The sequence below is a fragment of the Nocardia pseudovaccinii NBRC 100343 genome (assembly GCF_001613225.1).
GTDB classification, from domain to species: domain Bacteria; phylum Actinomycetota; class Actinomycetes; order Mycobacteriales; family Mycobacteriaceae; genus Nocardia; species Nocardia pseudovaccinii.
On sequence record NZ_BDBY01000172.1, the window covers coordinates 35,647 to 55,325 of the forward strand.

A 19,679-nucleotide genomic window follows, 5' to 3' on the forward strand; every position below is an offset into this window, starting at 1 on the left:
GTCTCGACGGGAAGGTGACATATGGCTGACGAGGCTGTCGACACATCGCTGCCGTCGCGGCCGGATGCACCGATCCTCAACGCCTTCGCCAGCCACATAGAGACGGTGCTGGCGAAGTTGGTGAAGGCGGTGGGCGACGGCTCGGCGAAGTCGATCACGGTCGAGGGTCTGAAGGGCCTGGGGGAGTCGCAGCTGAAGTCCGGCGAACTCGTCACGAAATACCGTGCCAAACAGAGCGACGACACCAAATATAGAGACGATCTGAACTCGCTGGACAGCAATATCGCCCAGATCGCGGCGAAAGCGGCCGACGTGTCCATCACCACGACCCGCGAGGTCAAGGAACTGGTGGGCGACGTCAAGGACATTATGGCCGGTGTGCCGAATCTGACCGACGTGCCGCTGCCGCGCAGCATCGAGTTGCAGATGACCGCAATCAACAAAATCGATAAGAAGGTCGAGAAAGCGGCACAGGCAGTCTCGGACGCGTACGACGCATTGGACGATCAGGCAGGAAAGGTCACCGACCCGGAGTCGGACGACAGCGGAAGTGCCACGAATTCGATCGGTAGCGGCAACCAGTTCCCCACCTATACCGGCAGCGGTGGAAACAGCCGCAACTCCAGCGGCCCCGCAGGTCTTGGCAACAGCGCGAGTGCCCAACCCATCGGCGCAGGTCAGAAAGTGACGGCCAGCGAGATCTACAAGTACCTCCTGAGCAAGGGCTTCACACCGGCGCAAGCGGCGGGCATCTTGGGCAATATGCAGGTCGAATCGGGTTTCGATACCGGTGCCTACAACCCCGGCGAAGGAGCCATCGGCCTCTGCCAGTGGGAAGGCGGCCGACGGACGGCGCTCGAGGCATTCGCCGCTAACGACCCCCAACACCGGTCGATCACCGACTGGCATCTCCAGGTCGATTTCATGATGCACGAACTGCGGGGCAGTGAGTCCGGTGCGTATGGACAGATCAAGGCTGCGAACTCGGCCGGTGCCGCGGCGGCCGCGTTCGATCAGTACTACGAACGCAGCTCGGGTGAGGCCCGCGGTCAACGCGTCGCGAATGCCAACAGCATCGCGTCGAATATGGCCAGCGTAGCGGCCTAGCGCCGATCGCGGAGTTAGCGCGGTCACACCTGGATCGTGGGGTGTCGGAAGCACCGCTGGCGCCAGGTAAAATCGGTGGTTCTTGTGCGGGTTCGCGTCGCACAATCGAACAGCAACCGATCAGCACCACGTACCTGTAGGAGAAGCCTGTGATCACCGCGACGGACCTGGAGGTCCGGGCCGGAGTCCGCACCCTGCTGTCGGCTCCCGGGCCTGCGCTGCGGGTGCAGGCCGGCGACCGGATCGGACTGGTCGGCCGCAATGGCGCGGGCAAGACGACCACGCTGCGCATTCTGGCGGGCGAGGGTGAGCCCTACGCCGGAAAGATTCTGCGCTCCAGCGATATCGGCTATCTCCCGCAGGATCCGCGCGAGGGCAATCTGGACGTACTCGCCCGCGATCGTGTGCTCTCCGCCCGCGGCCTGGACACCCTGCTGCGCGATATGGAGAAGCAGCAGGCGCTGATGGCCGAGGTGGTCGATGATGCCGAACGCGAGAAGGCGGTGCGCAAGTACGGTCGGCTGGAGGAACGCTTCTCGGCGCTCGGCGGTTATGTGGCAGAGAGTGAAGCGGCGCGCATCTGCAATAGCCTCGGCCTGCCCGATCGGGTACTCGGCCAGGCGCTGCGCACGCTCTCCGGTGGTCAGCGCCGCCGAATCGAGTTGGCGCGCATCCTGTTCGCGGCCTCCGACGGCAGCGGCGGGCGCTCGGACACCATCCTGCTGCTCGACGAGCCGACCAACCACCTCGACGCCGACTCCATCACCTGGCTGCGCGGCTTCCTGCAGAACCACGACGGCGGCCTGATCGTGATCAGCCACGATGTCGAACTGCTCGGCGATGTGGTGAACAAGGTCTGGTTCCTGGACGCGGTGCGCGGTGAGGCCGACGTCTACAACATGGGCTGGCAGAAATATCTGGACGCGCGTGCCACCGATGAACAGCGCCGCCGCCGCGAACGCGCCAATGCCGAGAAGAAGGCGAGCGCCCTGCGCGCCCAGGCCGCCAAACTCGGCGCCAAGGCCACGAAAGCCACTGCGGCACAGAACATGGCCAAGCGCGCGGACCGCTTGATGGCCGAACTCGACGAGGTGCGGGTCGCCGACAAGGTCGCGCGGATCAAATTCCCCGAACCCGCCACCTGCGGTAAGACCCCGCTGATGGCCGAGAATCTGACCAAGGTCTACGGCTCGCTGGAAATCTTCACCGGCGTCGATCTGGCCATCGATCGCGGCAGCCGCGTGGTGGTGCTCGGTCTCAACGGCGCGGGCAAGACCACCCTGCTGCGCCTGCTCGCCGGGGTGGAGACGCCGACGGCGGGCGGTCTGGTGCCCGGTCACGGGCTCAAAGTCGGCTACTTCGCCCAGGAACACGACACCCTCGACGATCAGGCCACTGTGTGGGAGAACATCCGCCATGCCGCGCCGGATGCGGGGGAGCAGGAGCTGCGCGGACTGCTCGGCGCGTTCATGTTCTCCGGACCGCAGCTGGAGCAGCCCGCAGGCACCCTCTCCGGCGGTGAGAAGACCCGTCTCGCGCTGGCGGGGCTGGTCTCCTCGGCGGCCAATGTACTGCTGCTGGACGAGCCGACGAACAACCTGGACCCGATCTCGCGCGAACAGGTCCTCGACGCGTTGCGCACCTACGCGGGCGCGGTCGTCCTGGTCACCCACGACCCGGGCGCGGCCGAGGCACTGTCCCCGGAACGGGTGATCTTGCTGCCGGACGGCCAGGAAGACCACTGGTCTGCGGAATATTTGGAACTGATTCAGCTGGCCTGATCCGGGGTGATCGGGCCGGAGTTTCGTTGCGGGCGGTGGGTTTTCGGTTCCCCGGGATCGGATCTCCGGTGATTTTCATCACAAAGACCCGTTGATCACAGCTTCCCGAGTGTCTAGCCTGGAAAGACGCGGCTCGGCGACTCGGAGGAAGCCATGAGCGACAGGCCCACACAAGTCAAGGCCACACTGGGTAAGGGCACACGCGTCACGGGGAAATCACGAGACCGTTTGCAAACCCAGCTGAAGAAGCAGTACGAGGCGGGTGCCAGCATTCGATCGCTGGCCCGGTCGACCGGCCGCTCCTACGGCTTCATCCACAACGTGCTGGTGGAGTCGCACGTGCAGCTCCGCAGTCGTGGCGGTGCGAACCGCCGCAAGAGCCAGTAGCGTTCCTGGATCTGGATGCCGGTGTCGGCGAATGGGTTTCGCCGACACCGAGCGAGATCGTGCGCGCTAAAAGCCGGGCACCGCGCCGTCGCCGTTGACCAGCAGGTTGGCGAGGCTGCGGAACATCGGCAGGCCCGTCTTGATCTCCAGATACGCGAACTGGCCCTGTGGGTTGACCTCGAGGAAGTAGTACTCGCCGTCGAGGCCGAGGCGTAGATCCAGCACGCCGAAGCTCAGGCCGAGTGCGCCCATCAGCGTGGCCAGCGACTTGCTGACCGAGGCGGGCAGATGCTCCGGTACGAAGTCGACAGTGGTGTCCAGCCGGGAATCGACCCGGCCGACCCCGGACTGCGAGTCGATGCGCACCGCCCATTCGACGCCGTCCATCCACACCACACGCAGATCGCACCGTGCCTCGACGTAGTCCTGGAACGTGGTCGGCGCGGAGCGGATGCCCGCGAGGCGGCCGAAGTCGACCCTGGTAATCAATCGGGTTTCGGCGAATTCGGCGCGCCCGGTGCCGGTGCGCTTGTAAACCACCGAGCCCGAACGTGATTCGACGAAGCTGCGCGCCTCGTCCGGATCGTTGGTGATGAGTGTTTCCGGGATCACGAAACCGGCTCGCCGTGCGGTCTCCAACTGTACGATTTTGCGGCTCGCGGTGCGATCGGCGCCGGGATCGTTGACCCAGTACGCCGGTATCGACCACAGCAGACCCTGGATGAAGCCATCGCATTCGGCTTGGCGGTAGGCGTCATCCGAGGCGCGCACACCGGCCGGGACCTGTGCGGGGTGCGGTCTGCGCCACCAGACCGAGCGGACGTCGTCGAGTCCGATCACATGCGACAGCGAACGCGTGGTGCCGTGCCGATCGAGCCGGAAACTTCCGGATTCGCGCGGGAAGTCGCGCAGGTCGAGGTGAATCGGGCTGAGCCCGTGGTGTTCTCGCAACGTCGCCGCCATCGCGGTCCCGTGCAGATCATCGGATTCGGAGACGATGAGGACCGAACCTGTCCGGCGCGCCGCCATGCGCAGTTCCGTTCAGTCGAGACTGTCGCAGTTTATGCCGTCGTCGCTTGTCGCGAGCGATTTGGTTTGGCAGTAGGTGAAGGTCGCTCCGCTGGTGCCCGTGCAATCGGCGAGCTGCAGGCTGTCGGCCCAGGATGCGGTGAGTTGTTGCAGCGCTTCATCTCCCAATGCCGCGGAGGGTTCCTCGGCCAGTGTCATGGGCCGGTCCACCAGGTCGATACGCAGGCGGCGGGTGAAATCGGCGGTGGCGCCGGGACGGATATCCATCAGCACCGGACGGCCTTCGCGCTCGGTGGTCGCGCTGTCGGTCCAGTCGAGGACCCGAAGTACATCGTCGCGGCGGAAGGTCCAGGTGCCTTCGGTCACTCTGACCGTGAAATCTCGTTCCGACTCGGCCACCAGCAGTCCCTGCAACGCGGGGACGCGGTCACCCGCCGGCCCGGTGCCGGGGAGGTGGATTGCGTCGGTCATAGTGAGCTCTCCGATCTGCTCGCGATTTGCCAGAACCCCCGAGCGGGAACTGGATCATATCGCGCAAGGGGTCTCGCACGGTCCATATCGCGAGATTTCACCGCCGCTGGCAAACTAGATTTCGGATCGGGATGCGCTAGCGCCGAAAGATTTTCGGTGTGCGGCCGAATGGGCTCCGGCAATCATTGAGCTACTTCCGAACGGTTCCGTGCGATCGATATTGCCCGGGATTGGCGGCTGCGCCTCCGTTGGTGCGGATCTGTCCGCGACGGTTCAGAGTCCGAGCAGATCCGGTTGTTCGGCGATGGCGCGCAAGCGTTCGCCGGGATCGGTTACCAGTTTGCGTGCGGTGAGATCCATGATGCCGAGTACCACCTCGACCTCTGCTGCGACAGTACCGTCGATCTTGCGCATCTCCTGGCGGATTCGGAAGATCTTGCCGCCGTCCCACTGGAATTCGCAGGTGACCGCGACCTCGTCGCCGCCGCGCAGTTCACGCCGATACTTGATATTGGTTTCCAGCACGACCGGGCCGATGCCGCCGGAGATCAGCTTGTCGCCGCCGATTCCGGCCGCCCGCAGCAGTTCCCAGCGGGCGTGCTCGGCGTACTGCAGATACACGGCCTGATTCAGATGGCCGAGGGTATCGAGTTCATAGCCGCGGACGACGACGGGAACGCTGAAGGTCATAGCCGGTCGAACCCTCGCGCGCGCGAGGATTGTTCCCGTTTCCGGCTGATGGCTGCGCCACAGTCGGTGGGCGGCGCGCATATCCCGTCGTCATTCATCCGCATCCGTCGTTCCGGGGCGAACGTCACTGCCGGTTCGCGTTGCGCTCGGCCCACCATTCGGGCGACTCGACGAACCAGTTGTCGTATTCCTCCTGCGACGCCGCCAGTTCTTCGAAGGTGGCCTCGCCCTTGACCAGCCGGTCGAGCAGGCGGAAGTAGCCGAAGCGCTCCACCGCGGGCATCAGGGCGATCAGGATCCGCGCGGAGCTGTCCGGCGCGGCGCCGAAGGCGTGCGGCATCAGCTTGGGGACGACGATCGACCCGCCCGCTCCGACAGTGACGATCTTGTCCCCGGCCAGTACCTGTAGTTCGCCGTCGGCGACGTAGAACAGCTCGTCCGACTTGGTGTGGTAGTGCGGTGCCGCGCCGTCTGCGCCCTTGTCCATATTGACCTCCAGATGGCTGACCGCGCCGCCCGCTTCGTTCGAGTCGATGAGCAGGCGCATGGTGACCGAGGGGGTCACCAGGGTCTCGGCATCCTGCGGCTGGCGGATGGCGAAGGTGCGATCGGTGGTGGCGTTCATGATGCTCTCCGGTTGATTCGGTGATTGATAATTCGCTACCGAACTATATAGCAGCGAATAGAATCTTGTCCATGGATGAGATCGAACGGGATCCGGTGGATGCGATCGTCGAGCAGTGGCGGCGGGAGCGGCCGGACCTCGAGTTGGAGGCGATGGGTGTGATCGGGCGGCTGGGTCGGCTGCTCGTGGTCGCGCAGCGGGATATCGAGGCGGTCTTCATCGCGCACGGGCTGCAGCGCGGCGAGTTCGATGTGCTTGCCGCACTGCGTCGTTCGGGTGAGCCGTTCGAACTGAACCCGTCGGTGCTGGCCGACACGCTGATGCTGTCGCGCGCCGGAATGACCGGTCGGCTCGACCGTCTGGAGTCGGCGGGGTTGGTCCGTCGCATCGCGGACGCGGCGGATCGCCGCGCCATCAGGGTGGCGCTCACCGAGGCGGGTCGCACGCTGATCGACAAGGTCGTCACCGCGCATACCGAGAACGAAACCAGGATGTTGTCGGTGCTTTCGGCGAAGGATCGCCGCGACCTGGATCGGATCGCCCGGATACTGCTCGGCAGCCTCGAGGGTGGCGCGAAATAGGGTAGTTCGCTACTCGGGTGCTGGGCCGGTCATGGGTTCACCATGGGTTGATGATCGACATCATCACCCTCCGCGGCACGGGTGAACCGCGGAATACCAATGGGACGCCCGCCGGCATGCTGCGCGATGTCACGAAACTGCTCGATCCCGGCCGTTTCACCGCCTTCGAGCCGGATTGGCCCGCCTCGGTCGGGCCGAGCCCGGATCTATGGGGGCCTTCGCTGGATACCTCGATCCGGCTCGGTGTTGCGGCGGGCGTGCGGGCTATTCAGGACTCGCCGAATGTCTGCGGGCTGCTGAGCTATTCGCTCGGAAGTATCTGTGCGAGCAAGATTCTGGAGGGAGTGCGGTCGGGTAAGTACAAGAACACCGACGGCTCGCCCCTGGAAATCGCCTTCGCCGTCAATATCGCGAACCCGCTGCGCAAACGCGGCCAGTCGGTCGGCAATCTATGTCCGGCAACGACTTTCGGCCTGCACGGGGAACGCGGCGCCTGGCCCGCGCTCGATGTCAAGGAGTATGCGAATCCGGGCGATATCATCACCGCGTCGCCGGGCGACTCGCCGTTGCGGGTCATCGATGTCGGCATCTCGCCGTTCTCGTTCGTCGAAGGCGCCCGCATCGGAAATGTGGCCCCGATGATCTTCGCCGAATTGCTGCGGTTCCTGATGACCGATCCGATCGGCAATCTCGATCGCTACGCGGCCGCGGTCAACGGTGTCATCGGCTATCTGACGCCGTGGCCGGACGGTCAGCACGTTCTCTACTCCGGACACAATATGCCCGGCACGAATGTCCTGTGGACGACCCATGCCGCCGACTATCTGAACGCCAACTACTGACTCGCCCGTGCCGGTTCCGCCGGGTATGGGTCCCACTGTCATCCCCACTCTCCCGGCGGCGGCGCACCAGAGGTGGCGGCTCAATCCCCCTGTGCGGCAGCGGAGATGGGCTGCCACTCGCGCCAGAGCGCCAGGCGGGATTCGTAATCCGCGGTGGCGATGGTCAGCGGGACCTCGCCGAGGAAAATGCGCAGCGGCGGCTCGGGCGCATCGACGACCGCGAGGATGGCGGCGCTGGTGGCGGCCGGGTCGCCCTGGCGCACCGCCGAGCGTTGGGCGGCTCGGGCCGCCCTGGCCGCATCGTAGGCCGGGAGCGGAGTGGCATGCTGCGCCGAGGGGCCGCCCCAGTCGGTGCCGAATCCGCCCGGTTCGATCAGGGTGACGTGAACGCCGAAGGGTGCGACCTCCTGAGCGAGCGCTTGGGAGAAGCCCTCCAGCGCCCACTTCGACGCGTGGTACGCACCGAGATTCTGGAAGGCGGAGATGCCGCCGATGCTCGATACCTGGATGATGTGGCCGCTGCCCTGTGCCCGCAGGATCGGCAGTGCCGCCTGGGTGACCCACAGTGCGCCGAAGACGTTGGTTTCCAATTGGGCGCGGAACTCGTCCTCGCTGAGTTCCTCGATCATGCCGAACTGACCGTAGCCGGCATTGTTGATCACGATATCGAGTCGCCCGAATCGCTCGGCGGCCTGCTGTACCGCGGCAAAATCGCCGTCCCGGTCGGTGACGTCCAACCGCAGCGGAACGAATGTGTCCGGATACTTGGCGACGAGATCGTCGAGTGTGCTGGTATCGCGGGCCGTGCCGGCCACTCGATCGCCGCGCTCCAATGCGGCGAGTGCCCATTCACGGCCGAATCCTCGTGAGACTCCGGTGATGAACCAAACTTTGCTCATGTGAGTCCACGCTAGTGACCTGGAGTGCACTCCAAGCAAGTATTTATCGCGGTCGCAGCGTAACCGGCAGTGCTGAGGGAGACAGGACGAAGTCTCGATTGGAGGCGCGCACCGTGTAGTTCGGGTCGGGTGTCGGGCGCCAGCGGGCGAGCAGTGCGGCGGCGGCGAGGCCGATCTCGATCATGGCGAAATGATCACCGAGGCAGCGGCGACGGCCGACGCCGAACGAGAGGTTGGCCTTCTTGTCGATATCGGCTGCGCGCTCGGGCGACCAGCGATCCGGGTCGAACGCTTCCGGATCGGCGTAGTAGCGCTTGTTGTGCTGAACCAGATAGGGGGAGAACATGATTGCCGTGCCGTCCGGAACGGTGAGTCCGCCGATGGTGACGTCGCCGTCGGCGGTGCCCGCGCTGATCCACGGGCCCCAGAACCGAAGTGTCTCTGCCACAACCTGTTTCAGATAGGGAAGTGCGCCGAGATGATCGGCGCGGACCGGGCCCGTTCCAACGACCGAATCGAGTTCGGCATACAACCGCTCGGCGATGTGCGGGCGACGCATGACCTCGTGCCAGAGCCAGCCGGTCAGCGATGCCATCGAGCCGACGCCACCGGCCAGCATGAGGATCGCTTCGTCGATGATGTGCTCATCGGACAGCCTCGCGCCGGTCTCGCTGTCGGTGTGCCGGATGAGCGCCGAGACCACATCGTTGAAATCCTCGTCGCGGCGGCGGTATTCGGCGATGACAGCGCCGATGGCCGTGCGCAGGTGGCGAGCCTTGGTGCGCCAGCGCCAGTTCGAGATGAGCCGCAGTCGGCGCACCTGCGGGGGCAGCGCGGTGCGCAGAATGACCTGACTGAGCAGCCATGGGACGCTGTCCCGGATCTCGCGGCGTGCGTGATCGCTGAACTCGGCGGTGAACAGTGTCGAGGAGACCGTGTCGAGAATCAGGCCGTGCGCCTCGTCCATGAGATTCACGCGTCCGCCCGAAGGCAGTCCCGCCGACCAGGTTTCGGCGATATCGGCCGCCGACCGCGTGTATTCGGCGAGTCGGCTCTGCCGCAGCGCGGGCGAGATCATGCGCCGCCGCAGCTTGTGCTCTTCACCGCGCAGAACATTGACGGACCCGCCCGCGACATCCTCGATGGCCTCCCGCAGATCGTCCCGATTGAGTTCGGCATCGCCCAGCCCGACTTCGCGGACGAGATCAGGTGTGGTGAGCAGATATCCGGTCTTCTGGCCGAACCGCAGGCGCACGATCGGGCCGAGGTCGGCCAGCGAGGTGACGAAGCCCGGAGCGTCGCGCAGGGCCCGCAGACTGTGGCCGACCAGCGGCAACCGACCAGGCGCGGTTGGTACTTCCGAAAGTGATTGCGGCATGACCAGTTCCGGGCTGCGCGCGGACTCGGCCCTGGCCTGCCGATAGAATTCGAGCACGGTACCGATGTGCTGCGACTGGCGCACCGAGTCGCCGTATTTGCCGAGAATCTGGCCCATTTCCGCGAGCGCGGAGCGATCGCCGTTCAGCTCGGCGATGGTATCGGCGATCGCCACCGGTGACGGATCGGCGGTGCGAATGCCGCCCCCGGCAGGCACCGACTCGTCGAGGTCGGGATCGCAGTAGATGATCGGCAGGCCGACCGCCACCGCCTCCAACAGGACCATGCCCTGTGTGTCGAAACCGTTGGAGGGGAACAGCAGTGCGTCGCCTTCGGACATGGCAGCGAGGCATTCGGCCTGAGTGGCCCTGCCGTGCAAGCGGATTCGGTCCGCGAGTCGATATTCGGCGATGACGGCGGTCGCCCGACCCTGCAGGTCACCGTCGCCGTAGACGTCGAGTGTGCAGTCGTCGAGAATCCGCACTGCCTCGATCGCGGCGAGCAGCCGCTTCTCGGCCGACAGCCGTCCGCACCAGATCAGCCGCAATGGCGCGTCGATCGCGCGTTCGACAACCGGTGTGCCGCCGAGGTTTTCGATGAGCTCGTCATCGACACCGTTCGATACCACCCGAAGCGGCCGGGTCAGACCGTGGGCGAGCAGTTGGTCGGCGAAGTGCTGGGTCGGCGCGATGACCTGATCCGCGGCCTGGGCCTGACCGACGATCGTCCACCAGACATGGCGTGCCGCACGGCTTTCGGCGCGGTGCGGCATGTGCTGATCGTGCGGTACGAAACGGCCGTGCAGGGCGCGCAGGGCCAACGCCGCCGGATAGGGGGCGGGCGAGGTGTTCTCGATGAACGCGTCGTCGCGGCTCTGGGCCGTGTGGATCAGCGGAATCCGGTGTCGCCGTGCGGCTTTCATACCAGCGATGGCGACACCGTAGGTGGTGTGGGTATGTACGAGGTCGATCGGGCCGCGCGCGGCGAAGGCGGCGTCGATGAGTTCGGCATTATGCTTGGTCGGCAGCACAACTGGGAATCCGTTCACCGCGAGACCACCGGCGGCGCGCAGCGGCACCACATTCGGGAGCCGGTCGGCGCCCGGCTGCGGTGCGACGAACAGGGTGACGCGGTGACCTGCGCGTTCGAGTCCTCGGCACAGCGAAGCGACCGCGGTCTGGACCCCACCGAGGGTGGCCGGGTGGTAGTCCATGAACATCGCTATGTGCACAATGGCACTTTACTGACACATCGCCGCCGTGCGGAGCCCTTACTTCTGTGGAATATCCGGTCGGCGTTGTCAGGTGACCCGATACCGAAAGAGCAGCCGTGAAAATAGCGATTCCGCTCACCGGAACCCGCGGTGATGTCCAGCCCGTCGTGGCGCTGGGACTCGAGCTGCGCCGTCGCGGCCATGATGTGCTGCTCGGGGCGCCGCCGAATCTGGTCGAATTCGCCACGGCCACCGGGCTTTCCGCGCGCGCCTGTGGACCGGATGTGCAGCAGCTGTACAGTTCGGACGCCGGGCAAAGGGCGCTGGCCGCGGGCAACACCTTGCGGCTCATGCAATTGGTAGCCCGGCAGATGGCCGATTATGCCCAGCAGATGAATCGAGAAGTCATCGACGTTTGCACGGGTGCGGATCTGATCGTGGCGAGCACCGTCACCGAGGATCGGGCCAGTTCGATTGCCGAGGCAATGGGGGTTCCACTGGTCAGTCTGCATTATTTCCCCTGCCGGAGTAATGGCGCATATCCGTTTCCGGGTGCGCTTCCGCCGCGGTGGAATCCGCCTGCGGCCGTGAATCGTGCGACGTGGGCGGTGGCGGAGAATCTGCGCCGGGTGGTGTTCATGCGTTATCTGAATGATCTACGCGCGACGCTCGGGCTGCCGAAGTCGCGGGCGAGCACCGCAGCGGTATTGGCGCGCGCGCATGTTCCCGAGGTGCAGATCTACGATCCGGCGTTGGTGCCCGGCTTGCCCGAACAATGGGATGAGCGCAGGCCGTTCACCGGATTTCTGACGCTCGATCACGCTGCCCGCGAGGCCGTCGGTGATCTGGCCGGCGACCACGCGGGCATTCTGTCGTGGATCGAGGCGGGGAAGCCGCCGGTGTTCTTCGGATTCGGCAGTATGCCCATTCGGGATACGGCCTCGGTGCTGGCGATGGTCGTCGAGGTGTCTGCTCGTTTGGGTGTGCGTGCTCTGGTCAGCGCGGGGTGGAGTGATCTGGATATCGCCGATGCGCAGGCAGGGCCGAATGTGAAAGTTGTCGGTCCGTTCGCGCACGATCTGGTGTTTCCGTACTGTGCCGCGGCGGTGCATCACGGCGGTATCGGGACGCTGTTCGAGAGCCTGCGCGCCGGATTGCCGACGCTGGTGTGCTCGGTGTCGTTCGAACAGCCGATGTGGGGCGGGCAGGTCGAGCGACTCGGAGTGGGTGCGCATCTGCCGTTCACGCGGCTGAGCGAAGCTCGGCTGGAACAAGGCGTCGCGTCGCTGCTGACGCCCGAACGCCGCTCCCGCGCATCGGAATTCGCGAAGACGCTGAGCGCCGAGGACGCCGCTGCCCGCACCGCCGACATCATCGAAGCCGCCGCCCGGTGACCGACGTCTTCGCAGACACCCTTGTCATGTTCCGCCGCTGTGCCCGGCACACCCTGCGCAGCCGCGACACCCTGATCATTTCGCTGCTCATGCCGATTCTGGTGATGCTGCTGTTCACCTACGTCTTCGGCGGTGCCATCGATGTCGGCGGACCCTATCTCGACTATGTGGTACCCGGAATCATGTTGCTGTGCACGGGTTTCGGCTCATCGATCACCGCCACTGCCGTCTCCACCGATATGACAGGGGGCAGCATCGACCGCTTCCGCACCCTGCCGATGTTCCGTCAGGCCGTGCTCGCAGGCCACGTCGCCGAGGGCGTTGTCCGCAATCTCGCGGCCATCGCGATCGCGGTCACGGTGGCGCTCGCCCTCGGCTACCGCCCTCAGGCCGGTCCGCTCGGCTGGCTGGCGGCCCTCGCGGTAATCATCCTGTTCGTCACCGCCATCTCCTGGATCGCCGTCGCCCTCGGCCTGGTCGCCAAGAATCCGGAAGCCGCCGGCGGCCTCACCTACGCCATCATGTTCATCCCCTACATCAGCAGCGCCTTCGTCCAAACCACCACCATGCCCCACTGGCTGCGCGGCTTCGCCGACTACCAACCCGCCACCCCCATCATCGAAACCGTGCGCGGACTCCTGAACTCTTTCGACACCGGTCACAACGCCCCCCTCGCCCTCCTCTGGTGCGCCATGCTCGGCGCCCTCGGATTCACCAGCGCCAGCATCGTATTCGGTCGCTTGTCGCACCACTGACGGCTCGTATGCGCCGCCGACGAAGATCGAGGCGACGTGTATCGCGGGAATGCGTCGCATCCCGTCGATGGGCTCAACGCATATTGCGGTGACCGGCGGCTAGTTCGGTCATTACCTTGTCGGCGCCGAAGAGACGCTGGACGCGGCTCGAGAGATTGGGGGCGATCAGGGCCAAAGTCGCGCCGAGGCGGACCGGGAGAGGGGCCACGTCGGTTTCGGCGATGTTCCGTTCGATCGCCCGGACCACGGCGTTCGCGACATCTTCCGGGCTTCGGGTGCCGACGCCGGGTGGTACCGCCGCGCCGGATTTGACGAACATGCCCGCGTCCCTGACGAATCCGGGATAGATCGAGGAGACACCGATACCGCGGCTTTGCAGGTCGGCGCGCAAGGCCAAGGCGAAGCCGCGCAGTCCGAATTTGGTCGCGTTGTACATCGCCGCCTTGCCGGATGCGGCCTTACCGGACAGGGAGTTGATGAAGACCAGGTGTCCTTTGCCGCGTTCGGCCATCCGCGCACCGGCGAGGCGGGCAAGCACGATGGGGGCGCGCAGATTGACCTCCAGCGCCCGATCGATCTCGGTAAGCGAATAGTCGAGCAGGTCGCCCGAACCGGGCAGCGCGGCATTGGCGATGACGACATCGAGGTCACCGGCCTCCTCGAGCAGCTTCTCGGCACCACCCGGCACGGCGAGGTCCGCGACCACCGCCCGCGCGCCGAACCGGGTCGCGACCTGGTCGAGTGCTTCGGCTCGCCGTCCGGACAGCACTACGTTCGCGCCCCGGGCGGTGACCGCGGCGGCGATCGCGACCCCGATCCCGCCCGTCGCGCCGGTGATCAGGACTCGTGCTCCGTTCAGTTCCATGTCGACGATTATTGTCGAGATTCCGCATTCCGTGACGCATCCGTGGTTGCTCGGTGTCGTCGTGACCCGGATGGTCCGCGCGAGGGATGCAGCGGCCGATTCACTCCTTGCGGCGGACCGAGGCTTCTACGAGATCCAGTACGGCGGAGAGGTTTTCGTTGGTGTGGCCGGAGGCTATGCGGGCGATCAGTCCGTCCAGCACCAGATCCAGGTAGCCGAGGAGGACGTCGGTGGGGACGTCGTCGCGGAGGGCGCCAGCGGCCTTGCGACGTTCCAGGCGGGCGAGGGTGGCGGCGGTCAGTTCGGCGGAGCGCTGGGTCCAGCTGGCGCGGAACTCCGGATCGGTGCGCAGGCGGCGCGCGATCTCCAGACGGGTTCCGAGCCAATTGAATTGCTCCGGGTGGGCGAGCATATCGCGCATGACCTGCACCAGACCCTGATTGGCCGCGACATCGGCCATGCGGTCGGCATCTTCTTGGGCCAGCGCGAGGAACAGGGCGTCCTTGTCCCGGAAGTGGTGGAAGATCGCGCCGCGGGACAGGCCGATGGCCTCTTCCAAGCGGCGCACGGTCGCGCCGTCGTACCCGTACTCGGCGAAACAGGCCCGCGCCCCGTCCAGAATCTGACTACGCCGGGCGGCGAGGTGATCATCACTGACTTTGGGCATTTCGGCGGGCTCCTCCGAGCGAAGCGGGCAATGCGATGTGAAGAGGTCCGCGCACCGCGGGGTAATGCGGTGCGCGGACCTACTACAGCACAGTCGTTCAGCCGCGAATCATGTTGCGCAGCACGTACTGCAGGATGCCACCGTTGCGGTAGTAGTCGGCCTCACCGGGGGTGTCGATCCGGACCACCGCGTCGAAGGTGACGACATCACCGTTCTCCTTGGTGGCGGTGACCTTCAGGGTCTTCGGAGTCGCACCCTCGTTCAGCTTGGTGATGCCCTCGATGTCGAAGGTCTCGGTGCCGTCCAGCTTCAGCGACGCGGCCGACTCACCGGCCGGGAACTGCAGCGGAATGACGCCCATACCAATGAGGTTCGAGCGGTGGATGCGCTCGAAGGACTCGGTGATGACGGCCTTCACACCCAGCAGCGAGGTGCCCTTGGCGGCCCAGTCACGCGAGGAGCCCGAACCGTACTCCTTACCGCCGAGCACGACCAGCGGAATGCCTGCGGCCTGGTAGTTCTGCGAGGCGTCGTAGATGAACGCCTGCGGGCCGCCGTCCTGGGTGAAGTCGCGGGTGTAACCGCCCGAGACATCGTCGAGCAGCTGGTTGCGCAGCCGGATGTTGGCGAAGGTGCCGCGGATCATCACCTCGTGGTTACCGCGCCGCGAGCCGTAGGAGTTGTAATCCTTGCGCTCGACGCCGTTGCCCTCCAGGTACTGCGCGGCCGGGGTGCCCGGCTTGATGTTGCCCGCGGGGGAGATGTGGTCGGTGGTGACCGAGTCGCCCAGCAGTGCGAGCACGCGCGCGCCCTTGATGTCGGTGACCGGCTCCGGCGTCTGCGGCATGCCATCGAAGTACGGAGGCTTGCGGACGTAGGTCGACTCCTCGGCCCAGTCGAAGGTCTTGCCCTCCGGGGTCGGCAGCGAACGCCAGCGCTCGTCGCCCTTGAAGACGTCCTTGTAGTCCTCGAGGAACATATCGCGGGAGATGACCCGGTCGATGGTGTCCTGGATTTCCTGCGGCGAGGGCCAGATGTCCTTCAGGAAGACATCGTTGCCCTCGGTGTCCTTGCCGAGCGCGTCGTTCTCGAAGTCGAAGTCCATGGTGCCCGCGAGCGCGTAGGCGATGACCAGCGGCGGGGAGGCCAGGTAGTTCATCTTCACGTCGGGGGAGATGCGGCCCTCGAAGTTGCGGTTACCGGAAAGCACCGCGGTGACGGTCAGGTCGTTGTCGTTGACCGCCTTGGAGATCTCCTCCGGCAGCGGACCGGTGTTGCCGATGCAGGTCGCGCAGCCGAAGGCGACCAGGTTGAAGCCCAGCTTGTCCAGGTACGGCCACAGGCCGGCCTTCTCGTAGTAGCCGTTGACGACCTGCGAACCCGGGGCCATCGAGGTCTTCGCCCACGGCTTGCGGGTCAGGCCCTTGTCCACCGCGTTGCGAGCCAGCAGGGCCGCGCCCAGCATGACCGACGGGTTGGAGGTGTTGGTGCAGGAGGTGATCGAGGCGACCACGACCGCGCCGTGGTCCAGCACGAAGTCGCCGTACTCCTCGGTGGAGACCTTGACCGGCTTGGACGGGCGGCCCACCGCACCGTTCGCGGCCGACGGCAGCACCGCGTCGTCCTCGGCGAAGGAAAGCACCGCCGGATCGCTGGCCGGGAAGGATTCCTCGATGGCCTCGTCCAGGTGGGTGTGCGGGGTGGTGGCGGCCGGACCGGTCTCCGCGTCGCTCGTGTAGTTGTGGATGTCCTTGCGGAAGGCGGTCTTGCTCTCCGACAGCAGGATCCGGTCCTGCGGACGCTTCGGACCGGCGATGGACGGCACCACGGTGCTCAGATCCAGCTCCAGATACTCCGAGTAGGCGGGCTCCTTGTCGGCGTCGTGCCAGAGGCCCTGTTCCTTGGCGTAGGCCTCGACCAGCGCGACCTGCTCATCGGAGCGACCGGTCAGCTTTAGGTAGTCGACGGTCACCTCGTCGATCGGGAAGATCGCCGCGGTGGAACCGAATTCGGGGCTCATGTTGCCCAGGGTGGCGCGGTTGGCCAGCGGCACCTCGGAGACGCCCTTGCCGTAGAACTCGACGAACTTGCCGACCACGCCGTGCTTGCGCAGCATATCGGTGACGGTGAGTACCACGTCGGTGGCGGTCACGCCCGGGTTGATCTCACCGGTCAGCTTGAAGCCGACGACGCGCGGGATGAGCATGGAGACCGGCTGGCCAAGCATGGCCGCCTCGGCCTCGATACCGCCGACGCCCCAACCCAATACGCCGAGGCCGTTGACCATGGTGGTGTGCGAGTCGGTGCCGACACAGGTGTCCGGGTAGGCCTGACCGTTGCGGACCATCACGACGCGGGCCAGGTGCTCGATATTGACCTGGTGCACGATGCCGGTGCTCGGCGGGACGACCTTGAAATCGTCGAAAGCCGTTTGGCCCCAACGCAGGAACTGGTAGCGCTCACCGTTGCGCTGGTATTCGATGTCGACGTTGCGCTCGAAGGCGTCCTCACGGCCGAATACGTCGATGATGACGGAGTGGTCGATGACCATCTCGGCGGGGGCGAGCGGGTTGACCTTGTCCGGGTCGCCGCCGAGGGTGGCGACGGCCTCGCGCATGGTGGCCAGGTCGACGATGCAGGGCACACCGGTGAAGTCCTGCATGATCACCCGGGCCGGGGTGAACTGGATCTCGGTGTTCGGCTGAGCCGACGGATCCCAGCTCGCGATGGCACGGATGTGATCGGCGGTGATGTTGGCGCCGTCCTCGGTGCGGAGCAGATTCTCCGCGAGGACCTTCAGTGCGTAGGGGAGTTTTTCGGTGCCGGGCACGGCCGAGAGACGGAAGATCTCGTAGGAGTTGCTTCCGACCTCGAGGGTGCCCTTGGCGCCGAAAGTATCGATACTTGTCGTCACGTCAGCTCCACTCGTCTGTGAGGGTGGCCGCGGGCGGGGCTGTGCCCGCGGCTGGTTTTTTCGAGCGACTTGCAGGCAGTCGCTACGGTTACGTGTTCGGAGGGTCCCAGCGCTGGAACGTACTGGCTCCTCGCGGCTTCGAGCCTAACAGTACGCTTGTCCTGTGAAACGCGCGGGTGCCGTTGCACGCGCCGTCAGAAGGTGAGCCGACACTCCGTCGCGTACTGTGCTTTCGAGTTGTTCGGGGTGACCGGTGGGCCCGCACCGGTTCACCCTGCAGTGTTGGATGCCCGTCGCCTCGCATGCCGATGCGGCTCGACAGACCGGATGGAAGATGACCGTCTCGCACACCTCGGTGTTCACGCCCATGCGCGCCGAACTCCCCCCTGGTATCGGCGAAAAGACGTTGACCCAGATCAAGGAGGATGTGGTCGACAATCATGTGGCCACGCCGAAGGGGAGGGATCAGGACGCACTCGAGGCGGTCGTCGCCGATGCTCGCGCCCACGGCATCGAGCTCAGCATCGTGGTGATTCCCGGTAATCCAGGCCACGACTCCAATCTACGTGACCTGGCCACCGAGGTCGGCAAGACCGAGCGCGGAACCGTGGTGGTGTTCAGCGACGACTGGGTCGGCACCTACAGCGATTCGATCAGCCGCGTGAAGCTGGAGCGGGCTGAGGACCTTTCCAAGAGCACTCAGGGGCATTCGGCGCAGGCGGCGCAGCTTTTCGTTGATCAGCTGGAGCGTCCGGAGACGTTCTCCTGGACCGCGATCACCAGTGTGTTGCTTGTCGGCACGGCGGCGGTGGTCGGCGGACTCTACTGGGTGAAGTCTCGCCGTTCTGCCGGGCGGGCTGTGTCGGTAGGGGTTTCGGGTCCCGGCGACGACCGGGATCTCACCTCGTAGCGAGCATTCGCTCAGTTACTTTTCCTGTCGGTCGGTTTGTTTCGACCGACTGAATCCTCGCGCCTGTGCGGCTATTTCTCGGCAACGACAAAATTACGCGGCTGTAGTTCTGTTGCCAGAGTTTCTTTGGTGAATGATGTGTCGTACGGTTCGAATGATGACTGATGGGGAAAGAGTGTTCAGAGAGCTATCTGTGCACCACTGAGCGTGATGGTTCGCAGGGGGCTCGTGAGGTTAAGCCTGGTCGGGTCCTTGGGAGGTGCGATGCGCAACAACGGCGTTGCCGGTTCTCGGCGTCCGCTGTGGGTCGCTCTGGGGTTGCTGGTCACTGTCGCTGTGCTCGTCACGGCCGGACCGGTCGCAGCGGTGCCGCCTGCCCCGCCCAACCCGAGCGATAGCCAGATCGCCGACGCCGGAGCGCAAGTCGACGCCAGAGTGACCGAGGTCGGCGCACTGATCAACCAGGTCGCGGTGACGGATCAGAAGCTGCGGGAACTCGACGGCGCGATCGCTCAGAAGCGCGAAGAGGTGAACAAGGCCCTCGTCGATCTGCAGGACGCCCGCGACGCCGCCGACGCGGCTGCCGCCGCGGTGGTGCAGACCCAGCGCGAACTGAGCGACGCCGGAACCCAGGTCGACCAGGCCAGACGCAACTTCGACCAGTTCGCGGTGCAGGCGTACACCCGGCCCGCCGCGACCTCGATGGTCACCTATCTGTCCTCGGCCACCCCGGATGTCGCCCTCAGTCGCGCCCAGGTGTTCACGCTGGTATCGAAGAATCAGCAGTCGGTGCTCGACTCGCTGCGTCGCGCCCAGATCGAACAGGGCAATAGGAATGCCAGTGCGCGCCAAGCGAAATCGGCCGCCGACGCGGCCGCCGCTGTGGCCGAGCAGAAGAAGACGGACGCCGAGAACGCCGTCGCCGCCGTGCAGGCCGAACAGGATCAGCAGGCGGCGCAGCGGGAGGGCCTACTACGCGAGCGCGCGGTGGCGCAGGGCCGCCTCGACCAGGCGCGCGCGAATGTGGCCGGGCTGCAAGGGCAACGTGAGGCCTATCTGTCCTGGGACGAACAGCGCAAGGCCGAGGAGGCCGCGATCCGCGCGGCTGCCGCGGCCGCTGCCGCACGTGCGGCCCAGGACCAGGCCGCCAGAGACCGCGCGGCACAGGCGGG

General features: G+C 65.7%; 18 protein-coding genes. 9 read left to right on the forward strand and 9 right to left on the reverse strand.

Features of this window, described 5'->3' with window-relative positions; translation table 11 throughout:
- Positions 1–21 precede the first annotated feature (21 nt).
- The 3 genes from NP3_RS20890 to NP3_RS20900 all read left to right on the forward strand — a co-directional run bounded on the left by NP3_RS20890 (position 22) and on the right by NP3_RS20900 (position 3,275).
- Positions 22–1,107: a phage tail tip lysozyme gene (locus NP3_RS20890; protein ID WP_063043280.1), complete on the forward strand. Its 1,086-nt coding sequence runs from the start codon at positions 22–24 to the stop codon at positions 1,105–1,107.
- 149 nt (positions 1,108–1,256) lie between these two features.
- Entirely contained in the window at positions 1,257–2,888 is a 1,632-nt protein-coding gene (locus NP3_RS20895) for an ABC-F family ATP-binding cassette domain-containing protein (RefSeq protein WP_040691953.1), read from the forward strand.
- 153 nt (positions 2,889–3,041) lie between these two features.
- Positions 3,042–3,275 (forward strand): helix-turn-helix domain-containing protein, encoded by a 234-nt coding sequence (locus NP3_RS20900; protein ID WP_063043281.1) that lies wholly within the window; start codon positions 3,042–3,044, stop codon positions 3,273–3,275.
- 66 nt (positions 3,276–3,341) lie between these two features.
- Here NP3_RS20900 and NP3_RS20905 read toward each other — a convergent pair whose 3' ends face one another.
- From NP3_RS20905 to NP3_RS20920, 4 genes are all read right to left on the reverse strand, one after another.
- Positions 3,342–4,304 (reverse strand): MvdC/MvdD family ATP grasp protein, encoded by a 963-nt coding sequence (locus NP3_RS20905; RefSeq protein WP_063043282.1) that lies wholly within the window; start codon positions 4,302–4,304, stop codon positions 3,342–3,344.
- A 12-nt stretch (positions 4,305–4,316) separates the two neighbouring features.
- On the reverse strand, positions 4,317–4,775 hold the full coding sequence (locus NP3_RS20910; RefSeq protein ID WP_063043283.1) for a hypothetical protein: 459 nt from the start codon (positions 4,773–4,775) through the stop codon (positions 4,317–4,319).
- Positions 4,776–5,048: 273 nt separating this feature from the next.
- On the reverse strand, positions 5,049–5,465 hold the full coding sequence (locus NP3_RS20915) for an acyl-CoA thioesterase (RefSeq protein ID WP_063043284.1): 417 nt from the start codon (positions 5,463–5,465) through the stop codon (positions 5,049–5,051).
- A gap of 124 nt (positions 5,466–5,589) precedes the next feature.
- Positions 5,590–6,012: a cupin domain-containing protein gene (locus tag NP3_RS20920; protein WP_245721048.1), complete on the reverse strand. Its 423-nt coding sequence runs from the start codon at positions 6,010–6,012 to the stop codon at positions 5,590–5,592.
- Positions 6,013–6,161: 149 nt separating this feature from the next.
- Here NP3_RS20920 and NP3_RS20925 point away from each other — a divergent pair, with 149 nt between their 5' ends.
- Both NP3_RS20925 and NP3_RS20930 read left to right on the forward strand, forming a co-directional pair.
- Positions 6,162–6,671, forward strand: a complete 510-nt coding sequence (locus NP3_RS20925; protein ID WP_084508740.1) for a MarR family winged helix-turn-helix transcriptional regulator — start codon at positions 6,162–6,164, stop codon at positions 6,669–6,671.
- A 50-nt stretch (positions 6,672–6,721) separates the two neighbouring features.
- On the forward strand, positions 6,722–7,513 hold the full coding sequence (locus NP3_RS20930; RefSeq protein WP_063043287.1) for a hypothetical protein: 792 nt from the start codon (positions 6,722–6,724) through the stop codon (positions 7,511–7,513).
- Positions 7,514–7,593: 80 nt separating this feature from the next.
- Here the strand turns inward: NP3_RS20930 and NP3_RS20935 are convergent, their stop codons facing one another.
- Together NP3_RS20935 and NP3_RS46195 are read right to left on the reverse strand one after the other, a co-directional pair.
- Positions 7,594–8,412, reverse strand: a complete 819-nt coding sequence (locus NP3_RS20935; protein ID WP_063043288.1) for an SDR family oxidoreductase — start codon at positions 8,410–8,412, stop codon at positions 7,594–7,596.
- Positions 8,413–8,455: 43 nt separating this feature from the next.
- Positions 8,456–11,020 (reverse strand): cytochrome P450, encoded by a 2,565-nt coding sequence (locus NP3_RS46195; RefSeq protein WP_084508741.1) that lies wholly within the window; start codon positions 11,018–11,020, stop codon positions 8,456–8,458.
- Between the two features lie 98 nt (positions 11,021–11,118).
- On the opposite strand from NP3_RS46195, the gene NP3_RS20945 reads away from it, so the two are divergent.
- Positions 11,119–12,396 carry a glycosyltransferase gene (locus tag NP3_RS20945; protein WP_063043289.1) on the forward strand — a complete coding sequence of 426 codons (1,278 nt, stop codon included), beginning with the start codon at positions 11,119–11,121 and terminating at the stop codon, positions 12,394–12,396.
- A 26-nt stretch (positions 12,397–12,422) separates the two neighbouring features.
- Positions 12,423–13,151 (forward strand): ABC transporter permease, encoded by a 729-nt coding sequence (locus tag NP3_RS20950; protein WP_063043296.1) that lies wholly within the window; start codon positions 12,423–12,425, stop codon positions 13,149–13,151.
- Positions 13,152–13,224: 73 nt separating this feature from the next.
- Here NP3_RS20950 and NP3_RS20955 read toward each other — a convergent pair whose 3' ends face one another.
- From NP3_RS20955 to NP3_RS20965, 3 genes are all read right to left on the reverse strand, one after another.
- Positions 13,225–14,016, reverse strand: a complete 792-nt coding sequence (locus NP3_RS20955; protein WP_063043290.1) for an SDR family NAD(P)-dependent oxidoreductase — start codon at positions 14,014–14,016, stop codon at positions 13,225–13,227.
- Positions 14,017–14,116: 100 nt separating this feature from the next.
- Complete coding sequence (locus tag NP3_RS20960) at positions 14,117–14,683, reverse strand: TetR/AcrR family transcriptional regulator (RefSeq protein WP_040691943.1); 567 nt, start codon at positions 14,681–14,683, stop codon at positions 14,117–14,119.
- A 97-nt stretch (positions 14,684–14,780) separates the two neighbouring features.
- On the reverse strand, positions 14,781–17,585 hold the full coding sequence (locus NP3_RS20965) for an aconitate hydratase (RefSeq protein ID WP_084508743.1): 2,805 nt from the start codon (positions 17,583–17,585) through the stop codon (positions 14,781–14,783).
- Between the two features lie 298 nt (positions 17,586–17,883).
- On the opposite strand from NP3_RS20965, the gene NP3_RS20970 reads away from it, so the two are divergent.
- Together NP3_RS20970 and NP3_RS20975 are read left to right on the forward strand one after the other, a co-directional pair.
- The gene (locus NP3_RS20970; protein WP_245721047.1) at positions 17,884–18,507 is read left to right on the forward strand and encodes an Rv1476 family membrane protein; all 624 of its coding nucleotides are present in this window, start codon (positions 17,884–17,886) and stop codon (positions 18,505–18,507) included.
- Between the two features lie 264 nt (positions 18,508–18,771).
- A partial coding sequence (locus NP3_RS20975; protein ID WP_373864773.1) for a coiled-coil domain-containing protein occupies positions 18,772–19,679 on the forward strand: 908 nt, incomplete at its 3' end.